A 19,283-nucleotide genomic window follows, 5' to 3' on the forward strand; every position below is an offset into this window, starting at 1 on the left:
ATACTATCTTAATTAATAATTTAAAACTTAGAAAAATTAAACTGTTTATAAAATTTATTTAAATTCGTCAATTTCTTTATTTAAAATACCAAATTTATAGAGCAGATAATCAGCTATCCTAATAGATGCCTTTCCATCTCCGTAAGGATTTACTGCATTTGCTACCGATTCATAATAGCTTTTATCTCTTATAAGCCTGTCTGAAATCTGGTATACCTTTTCTTCTTTTACACCAGCAACCTTTACCGTTCCCGCCTCTACAGCTTCAGGTCTTTCAGTTTCTGTTCTAAGTACTACAACAGGCTTTCCAAGAGCAGGAGCCTCTTCCTGAACTCCTCCTGAATCTGTAAGAAGAAGATAAGATTTTGCCATAAGATTGGCAAAAGGCTCATAATCAAGTGGCTCAATAAGGCTTATCCTATCGCTATCTCCGAGTATTGACTTCGCAGCATCTCTAACAATAGGATTAAGATGCATAGGAAAAATCAAATGAGTGTCTGGATTTTCTTTTACTATGCTTTTTACTGCTCTAAAGATTTCCTCCATAGGCTCGCCCCAGTTTTCTCTTCTATGGCAGGTTAAAAGTATCACTTTTTTGTTTTCAAAATCAATCGATTTTAGCATCTCATCTTCAAACTCATAATCTTTTTTTACTACTTGAAGTAGTGCATCGATTACTGTATTTCCTGTAACTACTATATTCTTTGTTGAAATATCTTCCCTAACTAAATTCTCTCTATTTGTTTTTGTGGGAGAAAAATGATATGTGCTCAGCCTTCCAGTGAGTCTTCTATTCATCTCTTCTGGATACGGAGAGTACATATTTTCACTTCTAAGACCTGCCTCTATATGTCCTACTGGTATCTTTTTATAAAAAGCAGCAAGACTTGCAGCAAAGGTAGTTGTAGTGTCTCCGTGGACAAGTATTACATCTGGAGTGTACTTGTCAAGGACCTCTTCACAGCCATAAAGAACTCTACTTGTAATATCGGTTATTGTCTGACCATGCGTCATTATATTAAGATCAAAGTCAGGCTCTATATTAAAAAGCTTTAAAACTGAATCTAGCATCTCTCTATGCTGAGCAGTAACAAGCACCTTGCAGTCAAATTCTTCTCTTGATTTCATTTCTTTTATAAGAGGCGCCATTTTTATGGCTTCTGGTCTAGTTCCAAATACCGTTAATACCTTTATTCTATTCATTTTGTCCCTCCAGTTTCGTGGCTTAGTATCTTCAGTCTAAATACTCCGATTGTAATTAATATCACCACAAACCCAAGTATCATTATTGCTGTATTAAGTGGTGATTCAGCTATAAATATAGCACTTATTCCAAGTATAAAGCTCATGCTATAAAGAGAAACCACTGTCTGTTTTTGAGAAAGTCCTCTATCAAGTAGTCTGTGATGCAGATGTCCTTTATCAGCCTCCATTATAGGCTTTCCTGCATTAGCCCTTCTAATTATCGCAAATGTTGTATCGAAAATTGGTATTCCAAGGGCAAGAACAGGCACTACAATTGCAAGGGTTGCCGCGGATTTTATAGCTCCTTCTATGGATACAACTGCCAAAGTAAAACCTAAAAATAAGGACCCTGTATCACCCATAAATATCTTTGCTGGATTAAAGTTGAATGGCAAGAAACCTACAGCTCCTCCTGCAAGCCCCATAAGAAGCATTGCCGGCATGATTTCTCCATTGAGATAGGAAATAAGGGCAAGGGTAATAGCAGAAATGGCTGACACTCCTGCTGCAAGGCCATCAAGGCCGTCAATTAAATTAACTGTATTTGTAATCCCCACTATCCAAAATACAGTAATAGGTAGACTTAATATCCCAAGGTAAAGCATTCCTGTATTTGAATCAAATGGATTGGTTATAAACTCTATTTTTACCCCAAAAAAAGTCACAAGTACAGCGCAAAATATCTGCACAACTAACTTGGTTTTAGCTCCAAGTGTTATCGTGTCATCTATAACTCCCATACTTACAATTATAAGTGAAGCAAGAAATATTCCTAGCACTTCCTTGTTTATTGGAATAAAAAACATAGCTGATATTAGAAACCCTAAAAAAATAGCTATTCCTCCAAGTCTAGGTATAGGCTCTTTATGAACCCTTCTATTATCCTTTGGCACATCTATTGCTCCAAGTTTGTGGGCAATTTTTATTACAAATGGAGTTAATATATAAGAAAAGGCCATAGCCGCCACGAATATCATCAGTAAACTTTCCATTACAAACCTCCTAATACCCTAACGTTTCTGTTAGGGAATCATCATTATCAATCCATAGCCCTATATCTACAGCTTTATAGTCTTCCTGAGTTTCTCTAATTATTATTTCTTTAATCCCTGAATTAATAATAACTCTTTTACACATGGAACATGAGCTGGCGTTTTCTACAAGCTTACCTGTTTTCATATCTTTTCCAACAAGATAAAGGGAGGCTCCTATCATATCTCTTCTTGATGCGGATATAATAGCGTTCATTTCAGAATGAACTGATCTGCATTTTTCATACATTTGTCCTCTGGGAATATTCATAGATTCTCTAAAACAATATCCCAAATCTATACAGTTTTTTCTTCCTCTTGGAGAACCTGTATATCCAGTTGCTATTATTTCATCATTTTTCACTATAATGCTTCCGTAGTTTCTTCTTAAACATGTACCTCTTTTTAATACCGATTCTGCTATATCAAGATAATAATTTATCTTATCTCTTCTTTCCAAGGTGTTCCCGCTCCAATCATTTTAAATGGTAGATTTTGTAAGACAAGAAGTGAATTTGCCTTTGTAATATTATAGCAGAAATAAGGCTTTACTATAAGGTATAATCATTAATTTATCATAGTAAATGAAGTTAGTCAAAAAAATAACATAAAACTTTTACAATTACCGCTGTTCTGAAAGTATATATTTTGGGTATATATTTATCTAAAGAAGGAGGTGCTCATATGAAAATTTTAAAGAAATTCACCTCGTTACTTGTCATTACTTTAATGATAATCATAAATCCTCTTATTTCTTATCTTCCATCTGAAGCTATAAGCAGTTATAAGGATATCTCCGTCATGATAGTCACATCAGACAATATAGGAACAATGACAATTGGAAGTGGTTTTCCATATAGTGATGACGGCAAAATAATAACGAATTATCACGTAATAGAAAAAGCTCTTTATGGGGGAATTATTTTTGAAGGAGCAGAGAATCTTTATCCATTTTCAATTATAGGCGTTGACAAGATTAATGACATAGCAGTTTTAAAAATAGAAAAAGAAACCACCCCTTTAAAAACATCATCCTTGTCCAGCCTAAAGGTTGGGGATTCTGTAACTGCTGTAGGAAATCCTCTTGGAGTAGTAAACGTTGCAAGCGAGGGCAAAGTAACAAGATTTTCTGACGATTCCATATATTTCACTGCCCCAATAGATCAAGGAAATAGCGGAGGCCCCCTTTTAAATTCTAAAGGGGAAGTAATTGGAATAGTGACTGCAATAGTAAGCAGTTCAGGATATAGCTCAAGTTACGCCACTCCTGCCCATATGATTGAAAGTGTTCCACTTAATTTAAATGTTTCTGTGCTTCCATTTTCAAATCTCCTTGAAGGACTTGAAAGTCACGGAGAATATTATTATCACCTAGAAATGGTGCTAAACGGAACCCTTAATTCTATCCCTTCAGCTACTGTCGAAGAAGCCTTTAATGATTTTTTTGTAGACCCTGAATTTAGTCACTTTATTTCTGTTGATGGCTCCTCAGTTATAGAGTTTACAGGAATATGTCTTTATAATGATGCTCTTGCTGATATTTTAATTCAGTTTGTAATAGATGATGAAGATGTCTTTTATATTCATTATATGGAAGTCAATGGACTTTCAAAAGACAATATAGAAATCCTGGAACTTTTAAGAGCCATAAATGACTATATAACTTTATCAGACGTAGAGTTCAATAATGCAGCCTAATGCTTTAGAAAAATCATATATTAAAATATTTATATTAAAAAAGTGGTACCTAGAATAAATCTTTATTCCAAGTGCCACTTTTTAATGCATTTATAAAGTTTTTATATTTTAATAAGGCTTACTTTATTTCGTTCCAAAAATTCTATCTCCTGCGTCTCCAAGACCTGGAACTATATATCCATGGTCATTTAATTTTTCATCAAGGGCCGCAAGGAATATATCCACATCTGGATGCTCGTCTTGAACAAATTTTACTCCCTCTGGGCATCCCACAAGACACACAAGCTTGATACTCTTTGCTCCTTTTTCTTTTAGGAGTTTAATAGCCGCAGCTGCTGAACCTCCTGTTGCAAGCATAGGGTCAACAACCAAAAAGTCTCTTTCTTCTACATCCTGAGGAAGTTTGCAGAAATATTCTACAGGCTGAAGAGTTTCAGGGTCTCTATATAAACCTACGTGACCTACCTTTGCTGCTGGTATCATCTCAAGTATACCATCTACCATACCAAGTCCAGCTCTTAAAATAGGAATCACTGCAAGTTTTTTCCCCACTAAAACCTTAGATTTGGTCTTAGTTACTGGAGTTTCTATTTCGATTTCCTTTAAAGGTAAATCTCTTGTAATCTCATAAACCATTAGCATTCCTATTTCTTTTACCATTTCTCTAAACTCTCTAGACCCAGTATTTTTATCCCTCATTATAGTCAGCTTATGCTGGATCAAAGGATGGTTGATTACTACTACTTTTGACATATTTTCCTCCTAAAATTTTGATTTAGATTTGATTTTATAGATTATTGCTTTCTATATCAATTATCATATCCACTCTTTTAGCATGTCTTTCTCCCTCAAATTCTGTCTCAAGAAAGGCATCAACAAGTTCTAGAGCAAGGCCATAGCCAAGTACTCTTTCTCCAAGGGAAATCATTTGACAGTTATTGTGAGCTCTGCTCATTTTTGCTGAGAAGGTATCAGAAACATTTGCACATCTTATTCCTTTTACTTTGTTTGCAGCAAGTCCTATTCCAATTCCAGTTCCGCAACAAACTATCCCTCTTTCTATCTCTTCATTTATTATCCCTTTGGCAACTGCTTCTCCATACTTTGGATAATCCACAGATTCAGGCCCATTTGTCCCATAATCCACAACTTCATAACCCTTTTCGTTAAGATGATTTTTTATTACCTCTTTAAGCTTATACGCCCCATGGTCTGCTCCAATTCCTATTTTCATTGATTTTCCTCCTTGCTAATTTTTATAATCTTATGAACCGACTTTTTTATAGCATCTATTATTTCATCTCTTACAAGTATATAGCTGTCTATGCCAAGTCCAAACGGGTCGTTTATATCCTTTTCACCCATATCAGCAAATTCCTTAAGAGTATAAACATTTAAATTTTTATCATAATTTAATAGCAATTCTTTATGGGCCCTTCCCATTGTAAGTAAGATATCAGCCTGAATGTTCTCTGGATTTATCCTCTGACTTCTGTGTTTTTTTATATCAACACCTATTTCACTCATTGCATCAATGGAATGCTCAGAAGCTGTGTCTCCATTAAAAGCCATAGTACCAATAGAATAAATACTGTAGTTTTCGAGATTTTCCCCCATATCTTTAAGTTCAGACTTTAGAATAGCTTCAGCCATAGGGCTTCTGCAAGTGTTTCCAGTGCATACAAATGCCACTTTAATCAACTTAATCATCTCCTTATATAATATGGTTTCCTGCTGCCTTTATTAGTCTATTCATTATAGCGTCAGCCACAGAATCTCCTTCAAGAAAATGGATATATACTTTAGAAAGACCTATATCGTCAACTTTTCTAAGGATTTTGAAAAAATTCTTGGCAGCTTCAATATGATTTTCTCCTAGGCTAATACCTAGCCCATCATAATATCCTAAATATTTTTCAAGGCAAATTACACCTATTTTCCCATTCTTGGCTAATTCTATTTCTTTTTTTATTTTGCTTACTATCTCAGTTTCAGAGCCTTTGACAACCACGAGTTCTGCATTTGGACTATAGTGAGTATATTTCATTCCTGGGGATTTTGGAGGAGTGTTCTTATCTTTCAATGATGAATCCTCTTCTATTTCAAATCCCAGTACCTTTTCTATATCTTTTTTTCCAATTTTTCCAGGTCTTAGTATAATAGGTTTTTCTGATGTCATATCAATTACTGTTGATTCAAGTCCTATCTCGCTATCTGAATGAATTATTATAGCATCAACTCTTTTTGTGAATTCATCTTCTATATACTCAGCTGAAGTGATTGAGGGTCTTCCGGAAATATTCGCAGATGGGGCTGCGATAGGCACCCCTGACATCTCTATAAGTTTTCTTGCAATCTCATTCGAAGGCATTCTTACAGCTACTGTTTCAAGATTTCCTGTAGTAGCGTATGGAACTTCTTTAGTTTTTTTAAAGATAATGGTTAGAGGTCCTGGCCAAAATGCATCCATAAGTTTTTTAGAGTTTTCACTTACAAAAGCTGCTATTTTATAAAGTTCATGAGGGTCTGATATATGAACAATCAAAGGGTTATCAGAGGGTCTTCCTTTTGCTTTGTAGATTTTTCTTGCTCCCTCCTCGTCTAAGGCATTTCCCCCTAGACCATATACCGTTTCAGTTGGAAAAACAACCGTCCCTCCTGATTTGATTATATTTGCTGCTTCCTCTATCATAACTCTATCTTTTTCTAAGTTTTCTATTTTAAAAATCTTTGTTTTTTTATTAAAATCTTCCATAGGCATGTCTCCTTAATTTAAAATATACAGAATTTTTGTACTTTGCATATGAAAAAAGGCCATTTTTCACTGGCCCTTCTTTTATATAATATTACTCTGCCATTTTCATTTTTTCGGCCTGATCAGTGGTTATAAGAGCTTCAACCATCTCATCTATATCACCATTAATAAATGACTCCAGCTTATAAAGAGTAAGACCTATTCTGTGGTCAGTGATTCTTCCTTGAGGATAGTTGTATGTTCTGATTCTCTCAGATCTATCACCTGTACCAACTTGGCTTTTTCTTTCGCTTGCAACTTCTTTTTGCGCTTTTTCAAGCTCTATATCATAAAGCTTAGCCTTTAGAAGTTTAAAAGCTTTCTCCTTATTTTTCAGCTGAGATTTTTCATCCTGCATAGAAATTACTATTCCACTTGGAACATGGGTAAGTCTTACCGCAGAATCTGTGGTATTTACAGACTGTCCTCCGTTTCCAGAAGATCTAAATACATCTACTCTTACATCATTTAGATTTAGTTCTACTTCAACATCTTCAGCTTCCGGGAGTACTGCCACAGTGGCTGTAGACGTATGGATTCTTCCACTTGATTCTGTATCAGGAACTCTTTGAACCCTATGAACTCCAGATTCAAACTTTAATCTTGAATATGCACCTTTACCATTTATCATAAATACTATTTCTTTATATCCCCCTATACCTGTTTCATTAGAAGACATTACTTCTACCTTCCATCTTCTATTTGAAGCATACATAGAGTACATTCTAAAAAGAGTTCCGGCAAATAATGCTGCTTCATCTCCGCCAGCTCCTCCTCTTATCTCAACTATTACGTTTTTTTCATCATTTGGGTCTTTAGGAAGAAGAAGAAAGTTTAGTTCTTCAACTATAGATTCCATTGATTCTTCAAGTTCTGAAAGCTCCATTTTCGCAAGCTCTCTCATTTCCTCATCATTAGAGGTTTCAAGGATTTCTTTAGATCCTGCTATCTGCTCTTTCGCAGATTTATATTCTCTATACTTCATTACTATAGGCTCTATATCGGCATGTTCCTTCATGAATTTCTGCCATTGACTCTGATTCCCTATTACCTCAGGGTCAGATATCTTTTCATTGAGCTCTCTATATTTTTCTTCTATAAATTCCAGTTTATCAAACATATTAACCACCCTTTATCAAATTACTCCGTTCAAATACAAACACTTAATTATATCAAATTTTTCGCCCTATTACAACCCTGTCAAGTCCTGCTAAATCTTTATATACTGATATATCTTCATATCCTGAGCCATTCATTACAGTCTTTACAGCTTCCCCTTGGTCATATCCTATTTCAAAGGCCATGATTCCTCCCTTATTTAAAAAGTTTGAGCCATCCCTAACTATTGCTCTATAAAAATCGAGGCCATCTTCCCCGCCATCTAATGCATCTAAAGGCTCGTGCTCTCTTATTTCAATTTGAAGAGTTTTTATTACATCTTTTTTTATATAAGGAGGATTAGATACTATAAAATCTGCTTTAATATTTCCTTCGATTTTATGAAATAGGCTTCCTTCTCTTACATCAAGTCTATCTTTTACACCATGCCTAATGGAATTTTTCCTAGTAAGCTCTATGGCAGAAGGATTGATATCACAAGCTATAATCTTTAGGTTAGAAAATTCTTTTAGAAGGGAAATTGATATAATTCCGCTTCCTGGACCTATTTCTATCCCAAGGATGTCTTTTTTTTCATTTAAATTACTATCTTTCAGCTCCTTGATTAGCTCTTCAACTAAAATTTCAGTATCCGGTCTTGGAATAAGTACAGACTTCTCCACCAGAAAATCCATCCCCATAAACTCCCTCTCTTTTAATATATAGTGAATTGGAGTTCCAGATTTTCTTAGTGAAAGATATTCTTTTATTTTCTTTTCCTTATTTTCTTCTATACTCTCCTCTAAGTTAAGTATAAGATAAAGCCTCTCCTTTTGAAGAACATAACCTATTATAAGCTCAGAATCAAGTCTTGGGTTTTGAGTATTTGAAAGCTCATCCATCCCAAAAGCAATCAGTTCTTTTATGGTCATCCAATCTATCCTTTCCAAAAGTTTTAATTTATAGGCAAGTAATTATGATTTTAAATAATATAAATCGAAAGCTAATTCTATTCTCCAGCTCCATTATTAGCTATTGCTGCTGCAAAAGTTTTCTCTCTTTCAAGGATGTCTTGATTAAGTAAAAAAACCTCCTGTGCATCCTCTTTCATGTCCTCTTTGGTCTCATTGATACCAAGGGCTCCCTTTAGAGATGCAATTGCAACCTCTATTTGTCTTTCGTCAGGCTCTTTTGTAGTTATTTTTTGAAGCATAAGTCCAGGAAATACAAGAGCTTTAGTAAAAGGGTCATTTCCCTTTCCTGCAAGTTTTATAATTTCATAGGATATTCCTGAAACTATTGGAAGCATAATTACTTTTAATAAAGATCTTAAAAGGATGCTTTCTGTAGATATAAAAGAAAAAATAAATGTAGACACCATAAGAACCACAAATATAAAATTCGTGCCACATCTAGGATGGAGTCTAGGCATTTTCTTAACATTTTCTACGGTAAGTTCCAAATCCCTCTCATATGCCTGTATAGATTTATGTTCTGCTCCATGATATTGAAAAACCCTCTTAATATCTGAAAGCAATGATATAAGGTATATATAAGCTACAAAGAAACCAACCTTTATAATCCCCTCTTTAAGACTCTTTAAGGCTCCTGTATCAGATTCAGAAAAACTAACCACAAAAGATGGAAGAATTACAAAAAGACCTAAAGCTAAAGCTACAGCAATAACCATAGAAATAACTGTTGCTACCTTGTCTGCATTTTCTTTGAAAATTTTCGTCATAAGATTTTCAAAGAAACCATCTACTTCCTCTTCTTCTTCAAAAAATGACGCTGAATAATTTATATCTTTACTGCCTTGAACCATTGAGTCTATAAGCATAAACACGCCTCTTACAAAAGGTACCTTTCTAAGCTTATTTCCAGCACTTTTTATATTTTCTGTCTTTAAAACTATCTCTCCATTTGATTTTCTAATAGCTATAGCTTTTTTTTCTTCACTCTTCATCATGACCCCTTCGATGAGGGCCTGTCCTCCTACACTTAATTTCCTCATAATTATTCTCCTTAGTTTGATTTCTAAAATAACTTTTATCTCTAATATTATTATACTGCTTTATTTATAATTAAAGGTTATATTTTTATAACAATTCATTATTTACATATTTAATATATCATAAGAACATAGTTAAAAATTGTTTTATAATAAAATTATATTTTATTTTTATTATTTTTATGTTACACTTGATTTATTTTATCTTCTAGTATATAATAATTTTAAAGACTTAGAGATTAATATCTTGAAGTTTTCCTTTAAAATATTTCCCCATATAAAGACAGCTGGCCACAGGAGAACCTGTGGCCAAATTTCTTTTTTGTGTTTTTTTCATTGTTTTTATTTCGATATTTGGTGACATTTTCTGCATCTTGCTTCGTAAGACTCAGTTGCGCCAACAAGTATTATAGGATCATCGTATCTTGCAGGCTTTCCATTTATCAATCTTTGAGTTCTAGTAGCTGGTGAACCACATTTCATGCAAACAGCCTGAAGCTTATCTACAAACTCAGCTCTTGAAAGAAGTCCAGGAACTGGTCCAAATGGTTCTGCTTTAAAATCCATATCGAGTCCAGCTGTTATTACTCTAATACCCATATCTGCAAGCCTAAGAGCAATCTCTACAACCCTCTCATGAAAAAATTGAACCTCGTCTATCCCCACAACCTGAGTTTCATCCGTAATATAATCAAGTATTTCCTCTGGATGATTTATAGCAATGGCTCTAATACTTATACCGCTATGAGATACCACATCTTCTTTGCTATAGCGATTGTCTATACACGGTTTAAATACGATAACATCCTGTTTTGCTATTTTAGCTCTTTTTAATCTTCTTATAAGTTCTTCGCTTTTTCCGCTATACATTGGTCCTACTACAACTTCTATATAACCATGGTCAGTTGGTCTATACATATCTCACCTCAAAATAATCTATTTTTACATTATTTAATTATACATTAGCTTCAAAAAATATTAAAGGACCGCCTTTGCGGTCCTTATCATATTTTTTATCTTTTGAATTTGTTGTTGAATCTTTCGATTCTTCCACCCTTTTCAATGCTCTTAGCCTGTCCTGTGTAAAAAGGATGACATTGCGAACAAACTTCCACACGAATCTCTTCATTAGTAGATCCTGCCATAAATTCATTTCCACACGCACAATGAACCTTGATTTCTTTATATTCTGGATGAATATTTGGTTTCATGAAATTCACCTCTCTCCTGCTAAACATAATTAATCTATCTTACATTTTATCAACTATGACATTGTAACATAATATCTTTTTAAGTTCAATCACTTTTCTTTTTCAAAAGCTTTATTTATTAGCTGAACAAAATCATTATTGTTTTTTGTATTTTTCATCATTGATATAATTTGCTCCATGCTTTCATGGGCAGTAGAGTTTATAAGAGTTCTTCTTAAGTTATATCCACATAAAAGTTCATCTTCCCCTAGAAGCATTTCTTCTTTTCTAGTACCTGATTTATATATATCAATAGCTGGGTATATTCTTTTTTCTGAAAGTCTTCTATCAAGATGAAGCTCCATGTTTCCTGTTCCTTTAAATTCTTCAAAAATTACATCATCCATCCTAGAGCCTGTCTCTACAAGTGCAGTTGCAAGTATTGTAAGAGAGCCTCCCCCTCTTATGTTTCTAGCAGCTCCAAAGAATTTTTTCGGTCCGTAAAGAGCACCAGGGTCAAGTCCTCCAGATAGGGTTCTTCCAGTAGGCTGGATAGTTAGATTATATGCTCTAGCAAGCCTTGTGATGCTATCAAGAAGGATTACTACATCTTTTCCATGTTCTACAAGTCTTTTGGCTCTGCTTAGTACCATCTCAGCCACCTTTATATGGTGAGATGGAAGCTCATCGAAGGTAGATGATATTACATCTGCACACATTACAGATTCTCTTATATCTGTAACCTCTTCGGGTCTTTCATCAACAAGAAGTACAATAAGCTCCACTTCCTTATTGCTCTTTATTATAGAGTTTGCAACAGTCTTTAAAAGAGTGGTTTTCCCTGCCTTTGGCGGGGCAACAATAAGTCCTCTTTGTCCTTTTCCAACTGGACTTACTACATCAATAAGCCTTGCAGAAAGTTCTCCTGATTTTTCAAGATAAAATCTTTCCTCTGGATATATAGGGGTCAGTGAATCAAAGGATTTTCTCTTTGATGCTGCATCTGGCTTAAAACCATTAATAGATTTCACATAAAGGATGGCTCTAAATTTTTCTCCATTTTTTGGAGGTCGCGTAATCCCTAGAATTTTATCCCCTGTCTTCATACTAAATCTTCTTATCTGAGATGGTGATATATATATATCATTTTCTGTAGAGAGATAGTTCGACCCTCTTAAAAAACCATATCCATCAGGAAGAATCTCAAGTACCCCTTCTGCAAAATCTACTTCCTCTTCATTTTTAAGCTCGTCTGCAAGTTTTTCAGGAAGGGCCTCATTTTTTACCGCATCATTTGCTGCATTTTTGTCTACATCCTTTGAATTTCCTACTTCCTTTTCCTGCATCATAGCTTTTTTTTGACTTATATCCTTTTCAAGATATTCTATAAGTTCATTTTTTTTATATGAAGTTACTGATTTTAGACCATTTTCTTTAGCCAAAGTCCTTAAATCAGACAACTTCATATTAGTTAAATTATCCATTTGAATTATCCTCCTGAAATAAACTGCGTAACTTTACAAATATTAATCTATCTTTAAATTATGTAATCTAATTTTCCATCTAAGTTTTTACATTTAAAAGGACTCTATTATATATTAAACTTTTGGGGAGTTTTGGTTTTTGGAAATCCTAGAGTTTAAATTGGGAAAAAATAATTTTGCAGACAAGATTTATCTGAAAAGATTCATCACGCAGATTCACTTATATAGATGTTGTATTTTTTATAGTAATACTTTTATGATTCTTTTTTATATTATAACATGAAAGATTATTTTTTCAAAATAAAGCCTTGCCAACAAATTAATTTAGCAAGGCTTTTCCAAAAAGTTTTAAAATAGTCTTACTTTAACCCATATACATACGGCTTTTTACTTAGTCTATGAATTGCCTCTACAAATCTTATTGTTCCAGTTTCAGCTCTCATTACTATGGAATGGGTTATAGCAGTATCATCATGACCAAACACTACACCTTTAAGCAGATTACCTTCCGTGATTCCAGTTGCAGCAAAGTAAACTTCTTCTCCTTTTACTAGGTCTTCCATCTCAAGAAGATTCTCAGGATTTACTCCCATTTTCATACATCTTTCATATTCTTCATCTTCTTCAGCTATAAGTCTTCCTTGGAAATCCCCACCAAGACATTTTATTGCAGCTGCAGCAAGTACCCCTTCTGGTGCCCCTCCAGAGCCTAACATTATATCTATACCAGTATGGTCAAAGCAAGTGTCTATAGCAGCTGCGACATCTCCATCCATAATAAATTTAATTCTGCATCCCATTTCTCTGCATATCTTTATTAAGTTATGATGTCTCTCTCTATCAAGCATGGTAACTGTAAGCTTATCTAACGGCTTGTCAAGCGCATCTGCAGTAGCAATAAGTATATCAGGTACAGGCATATCAAGACTTACTTTCCCTTTAGCTTTAGGACCTATTGCTATTTTTTGCATATACATATCTGGAGCATGAAGAAGGTTTCCTTTAGGAGCCATTGCAATTACAGATATGGCATTGTTGAACCCTTTTGCAACTGAAATAGTCCCTTCTACAGGATCTACTGCTATATCTACCTTTTCAAAACCTTCTCCCATTCCTACCTTTTCACCTATGTAGAGCATAGGTGCTTCGTCCATTTCACCTTCTCCTATTACCACAGTTCCATCTATATCAACAGTTGAAAACATTTTTCTCATAGCTCTAACCGCCGCTTCATCTGCACCGTCTTTATCTCCTCTACCAAGATACTTAGCACTCTCTATAGCCGCAGCTTCAGTTACTCTTACTAGGTTAATCGCAAGATTTCTATCCATAACAACCTCCCTTAATCTATGATTTTTATTTTACTATATCTAGGCGAATCTTTTAACATATTTTTTATATTTCTCTATATTTGTCCATAAGGTTTGTCATTATGCTATTTTTGTCAAGCCTATGATATGCTTCCACAAACCTAACTGTACCTGTTTTTGACCTCATTACTATAGAGTGAGTTTTCGCCTTATCTCCTTTAAGATAAACTACCCCTTTTAAAAGGTCACCACTTGTGATTCCAGTAGCTGCAAAAAATATTTCCTCTCCCTTTGCAAGGTCATCCAAAAGAAGTATTTTATATAGTTTTTCCTCATCAAATCCCATTTCTTTACATCTATTAATTTCTTCTTGGCTAAGAGGATTTAGGCATCCCTGCATGTCTCCTCCAAGGCATTTTACAGCAGCTGCTGTAATTACACCTTCTGGAGCTCCTCCTATTCCCATAAATATATCTACCCCAGTTTCTTCAAAACAAGCAGCAAGTGCAGCTGCTATATCTCCATCACTAAACACCTTGATCCTTGCTCCTACTGCTCTAGCTTCATCTATTATATACTGATGTCTTTCTCTATCTTGAACCATTATTGTAACTTCAGAAACTCTCTTGTCAAGAGCCTTAGATACTTTAAGAATATTATTAGCTACAGTATCTGTTATATCTATTGCTCCTTTTGCTTCAGGACCCACCACTATTTTTTTCATATATGTATCAGGAGCTTTAAGTAGACATCCCTTTTCTGCCATGGCAAGTACAGCTATAGAGTTTGGAAGACCTTTAGCAATAAGGCTAGTTCCCTCTAGTGGGTCAACTGCTATATCAGTTTCCATTCCTTTTCCAGTCCCAAGCTTTTCCCCTATATATAGCATAGGAGCTTCATCAAGCTCACCCTCACCTATTACAACTTCTCCATCTATATCTATACTTTGAAAAGCTAATCTCATGCCTTCTACAGCTGCTCCATCAGCGCCGTTTTTATCACCTCTGCCCATATATCTTGCCGAAGCAAGTGCAGCAGTTTCAGTTACTCTAACCAGTTCAAGTGCAAGATTTCTACCCATCATATCCTCCATATCAAAACTAAAAATATTTTCATAACAAACCTTATGGCTTTTATATAAACCATAAAGTATATCACAATCATCAACTAACAATTATATAGGATGACATTATTACTGTCAAAATTATATTTTGAATTAATTAAGTTTGTATGGGTATAAATCATACTGTGATTTTAATGAAACAATTCTTTTAAAGAGGGGGAAGTTTTATGAAATTTAAAGCTGGCAAAAACGTAGCAGTATCAGAAATAATAGAGTCTTTAAAATCAGCTGATGTAAATCATGTATTTGGAGAGGCAACAGAAAAATACGGAAAAACAATAATCCCAGTGGGAAAAGTATGCTGCAGCTTTGGATATGGGTTTGGCTCATCGAATACAGAGGATTCTGATGCAGAAACCTCAGCAGATAAAGATGGTAAAGAAGATGGCTTTGGAGGTGGGGGAGGAGCTAGTTTTAAAATAAAGCCTGTTGGCTATATAGAAGTAACTCCAAGCTGTACGAAGTTTGTAAAGACACCTCTTTTTTCTTTCAAATCCGCTCTTCTTGGTGTATCTTTATTCAAGATGGGAGCAATGTTTGGTCTATGTCTTGCGGGAATGCTCTATTGCAAGAAAAAACATTACTATAATCATCACTAATTTTTATAATTGTATCTATATACCTATAAACGCCACTTGATTTATTTCAATGGCGTCTTTTATATATTTTTTAATTTATATTACTATTCAGGACTTCCATATATGTTAAAATTAAATCAATATAGATTTAAAATAGTTTTACCAAAAAAATTAAGGGGAGATTTATGTGAAAAAAGGGTTAGCTTTAAAAATCACAATCTATATAGGCCTATTTGCACTGTCTATTGGACTAATAGTCGGGGGAGTATCTATTTTTATTAGTCGAAATCATATTGTTAAAGAGACCGAAAGCGGAATGGCTAGAGTAACTTCTTTAGGGACTGAAAAAATAGAGATGGCGGTTAATAGTAGATTAGAAATTCTTCACGAGCTTGCTAAAAGAGAACGAACCCAATCAATGGATTTTGAAACTCAAAGAAGCTCGTTAATAGATGATGTAAAGAGACTTGGGTATCTTGATATGGCAATAGTAGATTTAAATGGTCAGGCAAGATATGTATTAGAGGAAAATACAGCTGATTTGTCAGATAGAGGATATATTAAAAAGGCCCTTTCTGGTGAGCCTGCAGTTTCCGATGTAATTATAAGTAAGGTAACAAACAGCGCTGTTCTTATGTATGCTGTTCCAATAGAATATGATGGTGAAGTCCTTGGAGTATTACTTGCCCGCCGAGATGGAAATGCTCTTGCTGAAATCACTTCAGATATGGGCTACGGTGAGACTGGATATGCATATGTAATAAATGACAAAGGGATTGTTGTAGCTCACCCCAACAGAGATCTTGTTATGAATCAGTTTCAGCCTATAGAAGAATCTCAGGCTAATCCTGATTTAATTCCTTTATCTCAGCTTTTCTCTAAGGTGCTTGATGAAAAAGATGGAATCTCTACATATACCTACGAAGGGGAAGATCTTTATGCTTCATATTCACCAATAGTTGGAACTAACTGGACTTTGATTATTACAGCAAACCAAGAAGAAGTGAATGAAGGAGTATCAAGACTTACGAGATTGCTAGCTTTGATAGTCTTTTCCATACTTATTCTCTCAATTTTAATATCCTATACACTGGGAAAATCATTAGCAAGCCCTATTATAAAACTTACGGACATTGTAAAAAAACAGTCAAATTTGGATTTTAGTAAGATTGACTCTAAATCTACCGAAGTCTTAAAAAATAGAAAAGACGAGATTGGCCTCATGGCAACTGAACTTATATTTATGTCAGAAAACTTAAGAACTCTTTTAATTAATGTTTCAGATACAGCAAGTAATGTCTCTGCTACTTCTGAAGAACTTACAGCAGCATCTGAACAATCAGCTAGAGCTTCAGAGGAAGTTGCTCAGGCTGTAAATGAAATAGCAAAAGGGTCTTCTGACCAAGCAAGCAATATATCCGATGCATCATCATCTCTTGAACTACTTGGAAAGAATATAGAGAATAATAAGTTCAAGAGCATAGAGCTCCTTGATTCTTCGAGTGAGATTTCTGCTCTTGTAGACTCAGGTACTGAAATAGTGAGAGTTCTTGATCAAAAGACCAAGGATAACAGTGATGCTGCAAAAACAGTATTTGAAAGTATATTAAAAACTAGAGAAAGCTCAAACAAGATTGGGGAATCTAGCGCACTTATAACCACCATAGCTGATCAGACCAACCTTCTTGCCCTTAATGCTTCTATTGAGGCTGCTAGAGCAGGAGAACATGGAAGAGGTTTTGCTGTTGTTGCAGATGAAATAAGAAAGCTTGCAGAGCAATCTAGAAGTACTACATCAGTAATAGACGAAATGGTGGAAAAATTAAAAACAGATGCTGAAGTTGCTGTAAAGAAAATGGAGGAAGCTGGTACAATAGTAAGGCTTCAGGAAGAAAGCGTATCCGAGACTCGAGATACCTTTGAAAATATCTCCTTAGCCATAAAAAAATCCGAACAAATGGTCAACGAGATTTCAGCCTCAGCAGAAGGTATGAACGTAAGAAAAGAAAGTATTTTAGCAAATATAGAAAGACTTTCAGTGGTATCTGAAGAAAATGCCGCTTCCACCGAGGAAACTTCAGCAACTATCGAAGAGCAGACAGCATCAGCAGAGGAGATTGCAAATGCAAGTGCTGAACTTTCTGATATGGCTCAAAATCTTCAAGATATGATAATGAGATTTAAATTCTAATATATTTATTTCATCTAATTTTAAAAGCCAAAAGTTTTGGAACATCCTTTTTATTGGATAATCCTTCAAACTTTTGGCTTTTTTATTGGTTAAGGCCAAATATTAATATGCCCCTTACCAATCTTCTATTTCTTTGCTTTACTCTTATTTCATTATTTTTATTGCTTTTCCAGTTCTTTTTTCAAAGATTTCATTTTCCTTTACAGCAATTTTCCCATCAATAATAACATATTTTATTCCCTTTGGAGGTAAAGTAGGATTCATAAAATCTGCCTTATCTATTATTTCTTCAGGGTCAAATATTACTATATCTGCATCCATATTCTCTTTTATACTTCCTTTTTTATCTAACCCTAATCTTTTTGCTGGGTCTATTGTCATCTTTTTTATGGCTTCAATAAGACTTAATTCTTTATCATCTCGCACATATTTACCAAGCACTCTAGGAAATGTACCAGCACCCCTTGGATGTCCCTGTCCCTTTCTATATAGACCATCACTTGCAACATAAACAAATGGTGATTTGATTGCTTCAACCACTTCTTCTTCATTCATCACAAATGCCACTACCAGCATTTGAGGATGCTCTTTCCTTACTCTATTGAAAAGCTCTTCATTGCAGTAAACACCTTTATATGGCTCTTCCGTAAGAAGGATATCCTGATAGGTTTTGTTCCAAAGTTCAAAGCAACCTTCATCAAATACCGCAGAACCTATATATGTGCTAAATGCATCATATGGATAACAATCTGCTGTTATATCAAGGCCTTCATCTCTTGCAGATTTAATTAAATCTAAAGATTCTTTCATCATTCCATAAGCACTACAGCTTCCCAGATGAGATATCTGCATTGGCTTTCCTGTCTTTCTTGAAATTTCAATAAGTTCCTTAATAGACTCTATTGCATACTTTGCATCCTTTCTAAAATGTGCAGAGAGAAGTATATCAAGGTCTTTTACATACTCTGTTAATGATAGTATTTCATCAAGGGTTATTCCAGGTGAATATTCAAGACCGAAAGAAAGACCAATAGCTCCTTGCTTTAGTATATCTTCTCTTAATATCTTTCCCATCTTCTCTATTTCATCAGCAGTGGCAGCCCTATATCTATCATCTATGCCTACCTTTGCTCTAAGGAAATTATGGCCTGTAAACTGCAGATAATTTACAGGTGCTCCATTTTTATCGATAAATCCGAAAAACTCCTTTACAGATTGCCTATTGTTTCCACAGTTCCCGCCTACACATGTAGTAGCACCCATCAGAAGCATTTTGTTTGCTATATCATAGTCGTCTCCATCCACAGTTTCTCCTATTACCTCTTCGTGCATATGAATATCCACAAATCCCGGAGAAACTATCATTCCACTAGCATTTATTTCTTTCTCATATACCCCTTTTAGCTCCCCTTGTTTTGCAATCTCTATTATTTTACCGTCTTTTATTCCTATATCTGCAATCTCAAATTTCATTGAATCAAAATCCGGAATACTTCCATTTATTATTTTCATTAAAAGTCCTCCTTAAAT

General features: G+C 34.7%; 19 protein-coding genes. 3 read left to right on the forward strand and 16 right to left on the reverse strand.

The window, feature by feature from the left end; all coding sequences use genetic code 11:
- Positions 1-54: 54 nt before the first annotated feature.
- From wecB to J2Z35_RS08880, 3 genes are read right to left on the reverse strand one after another with little or no spacing between them, the layout of a single operon-like run.
- Positions 55-1,203: a non-hydrolyzing UDP-N-acetylglucosamine 2-epimerase gene (gene wecB / locus J2Z35_RS08870; protein ID WP_209661046.1), complete on the reverse strand. Its 1,149-nt coding sequence runs from the start codon at positions 1,201-1,203 to the stop codon at positions 55-57.
- Positions 1,200-2,237, reverse strand: coding sequence for a glycosyltransferase family 4 protein (locus J2Z35_RS08875; RefSeq protein ID WP_209661047.1), 1,038 nt, complete (start codon positions 2,235-2,237; stop codon positions 1,200-1,202). The genes wecB and J2Z35_RS08875 overlap by 4 nt, the downstream gene beginning before the upstream one ends.
- Before the next feature lie 10 nt (positions 2,238-2,247).
- Positions 2,248-2,736, reverse strand: coding sequence for a deoxycytidylate deaminase (locus J2Z35_RS08880; RefSeq protein ID WP_209661048.1), 489 nt, complete (start codon positions 2,734-2,736; stop codon positions 2,248-2,250).
- A 224-nt stretch (positions 2,737-2,960) separates the two neighbouring features.
- On the opposite strand from J2Z35_RS08880, the gene J2Z35_RS08885 reads away from it, so the two are divergent.
- Positions 2,961-3,974 carry a S1C family serine protease gene (locus J2Z35_RS08885; RefSeq protein ID WP_209661049.1) on the forward strand — a complete coding sequence of 338 codons (1,014 nt, stop codon included), beginning with the start codon at positions 2,961-2,963 and terminating at the stop codon, positions 3,972-3,974.
- Positions 3,975-4,097: 123 nt separating this feature from the next.
- Here J2Z35_RS08885 and upp read toward each other — a convergent pair whose 3' ends face one another.
- The 12 genes from upp to glpX (J2Z35_RS08945) form a co-directional block, all read right to left on the reverse strand.
- On the reverse strand, positions 4,098-4,727 hold the full coding sequence (gene upp / locus J2Z35_RS08890; RefSeq protein ID WP_209661050.1) for a uracil phosphoribosyltransferase: 630 nt from the start codon (positions 4,725-4,727) through the stop codon (positions 4,098-4,100).
- Positions 4,728-4,761: 34 nt separating this feature from the next.
- The gene (rpiB, locus tag J2Z35_RS08895; protein ID WP_209661051.1) at positions 4,762-5,208 is read right to left on the reverse strand and encodes a ribose 5-phosphate isomerase B; all 447 of its coding nucleotides are present in this window, start codon (positions 5,206-5,208) and stop codon (positions 4,762-4,764) included.
- The gene (locus J2Z35_RS08900; protein ID WP_330623420.1) at positions 5,205-5,666 is read right to left on the reverse strand and encodes a low molecular weight protein arginine phosphatase; all 462 of its coding nucleotides are present in this window, start codon (positions 5,664-5,666) and stop codon (positions 5,205-5,207) included. The genes rpiB and J2Z35_RS08900 overlap by 4 nt, the downstream gene beginning before the upstream one ends.
- Before the next feature lie 22 nt (positions 5,667-5,688).
- Positions 5,689-6,729, reverse strand: a complete 1,041-nt coding sequence (locus J2Z35_RS08905; RefSeq protein WP_209661053.1) for an L-threonylcarbamoyladenylate synthase — start codon at positions 6,727-6,729, stop codon at positions 5,689-5,691.
- Between the two features lie 91 nt (positions 6,730-6,820).
- On the reverse strand, positions 6,821-7,888 hold the full coding sequence (gene prfA / locus J2Z35_RS08910; protein WP_209661054.1) for a peptide chain release factor 1: 1,068 nt from the start codon (positions 7,886-7,888) through the stop codon (positions 6,821-6,823).
- Positions 7,889-7,940: 52 nt separating this feature from the next.
- Positions 7,941-8,798, reverse strand: a complete 858-nt coding sequence (prmC, locus tag J2Z35_RS08915) for a peptide chain release factor N(5)-glutamine methyltransferase (RefSeq protein WP_209661055.1) — start codon at positions 8,796-8,798, stop codon at positions 7,941-7,943.
- 77 nt (positions 8,799-8,875) lie between these two features.
- The gene (locus J2Z35_RS08920; protein ID WP_209661056.1) at positions 8,876-9,880 is read right to left on the reverse strand and encodes a DUF1385 domain-containing protein; all 1,005 of its coding nucleotides are present in this window, start codon (positions 9,878-9,880) and stop codon (positions 8,876-8,878) included.
- A 339-nt stretch (positions 9,881-10,219) separates the two neighbouring features.
- Positions 10,220-10,795, reverse strand: a complete 576-nt coding sequence (locus J2Z35_RS08925) for a thymidine kinase (RefSeq protein WP_209661057.1) — start codon at positions 10,793-10,795, stop codon at positions 10,220-10,222.
- A 95-nt stretch (positions 10,796-10,890) separates the two neighbouring features.
- On the reverse strand, positions 10,891-11,088 hold the full coding sequence (gene rpmE, locus J2Z35_RS08930) for a 50S ribosomal protein L31 (protein ID WP_209661058.1): 198 nt from the start codon (positions 11,086-11,088) through the stop codon (positions 10,891-10,893).
- Positions 11,089-11,177: 89 nt separating this feature from the next.
- Positions 11,178-12,551 (reverse strand): transcription termination factor Rho, encoded by a 1,374-nt coding sequence (gene rho, locus J2Z35_RS08935; RefSeq protein ID WP_209661059.1) that lies wholly within the window; start codon positions 12,549-12,551, stop codon positions 11,178-11,180.
- A 359-nt stretch (positions 12,552-12,910) separates the two neighbouring features.
- A complete protein-coding gene (gene glpX, locus J2Z35_RS08940; RefSeq protein ID WP_209661060.1) occupies positions 12,911-13,882 on the reverse strand; it encodes a class II fructose-bisphosphatase in 972 nt (323 codons plus the stop codon).
- 64 nt (positions 13,883-13,946) lie between these two features.
- The gene (gene glpX, locus J2Z35_RS08945; RefSeq protein WP_330623419.1) at positions 13,947-14,942 is read right to left on the reverse strand and encodes a class II fructose-bisphosphatase; all 996 of its coding nucleotides are present in this window, start codon (positions 14,940-14,942) and stop codon (positions 13,947-13,949) included.
- 209 nt (positions 14,943-15,151) lie between these two features.
- On the opposite strand from glpX (J2Z35_RS08945), the gene J2Z35_RS08950 reads away from it, so the two are divergent.
- Both J2Z35_RS08950 and J2Z35_RS08955 read left to right on the forward strand, forming a co-directional pair.
- Positions 15,152-15,583, forward strand: a complete 432-nt coding sequence (locus tag J2Z35_RS08950) for a GerW family sporulation protein (protein WP_209661062.1) — start codon at positions 15,152-15,154, stop codon at positions 15,581-15,583.
- A 166-nt stretch (positions 15,584-15,749) separates the two neighbouring features.
- Positions 15,750-17,753: a methyl-accepting chemotaxis protein gene (locus tag J2Z35_RS08955; RefSeq protein ID WP_209661063.1), complete on the forward strand. Its 2,004-nt coding sequence runs from the start codon at positions 15,750-15,752 to the stop codon at positions 17,751-17,753.
- Between the two features lie 144 nt (positions 17,754-17,897).
- Here J2Z35_RS08955 and J2Z35_RS08960 read toward each other — a convergent pair whose 3' ends face one another.
- On the reverse strand, positions 17,898-19,265 hold the full coding sequence (locus tag J2Z35_RS08960; protein ID WP_209661064.1) for an N-acyl-D-amino-acid deacylase family protein: 1,368 nt from the start codon (positions 19,263-19,265) through the stop codon (positions 17,898-17,900).
- Between the last annotated feature and the right edge of the window lie 18 nt (positions 19,266-19,283).

The sequence above is a fragment of the Acetoanaerobium pronyense genome, assembly GCF_017874355.1.
GTDB classification, from domain to species: domain Bacteria; phylum Bacillota; class Clostridia; order Peptostreptococcales; family Filifactoraceae; genus Acetoanaerobium; species Acetoanaerobium pronyense.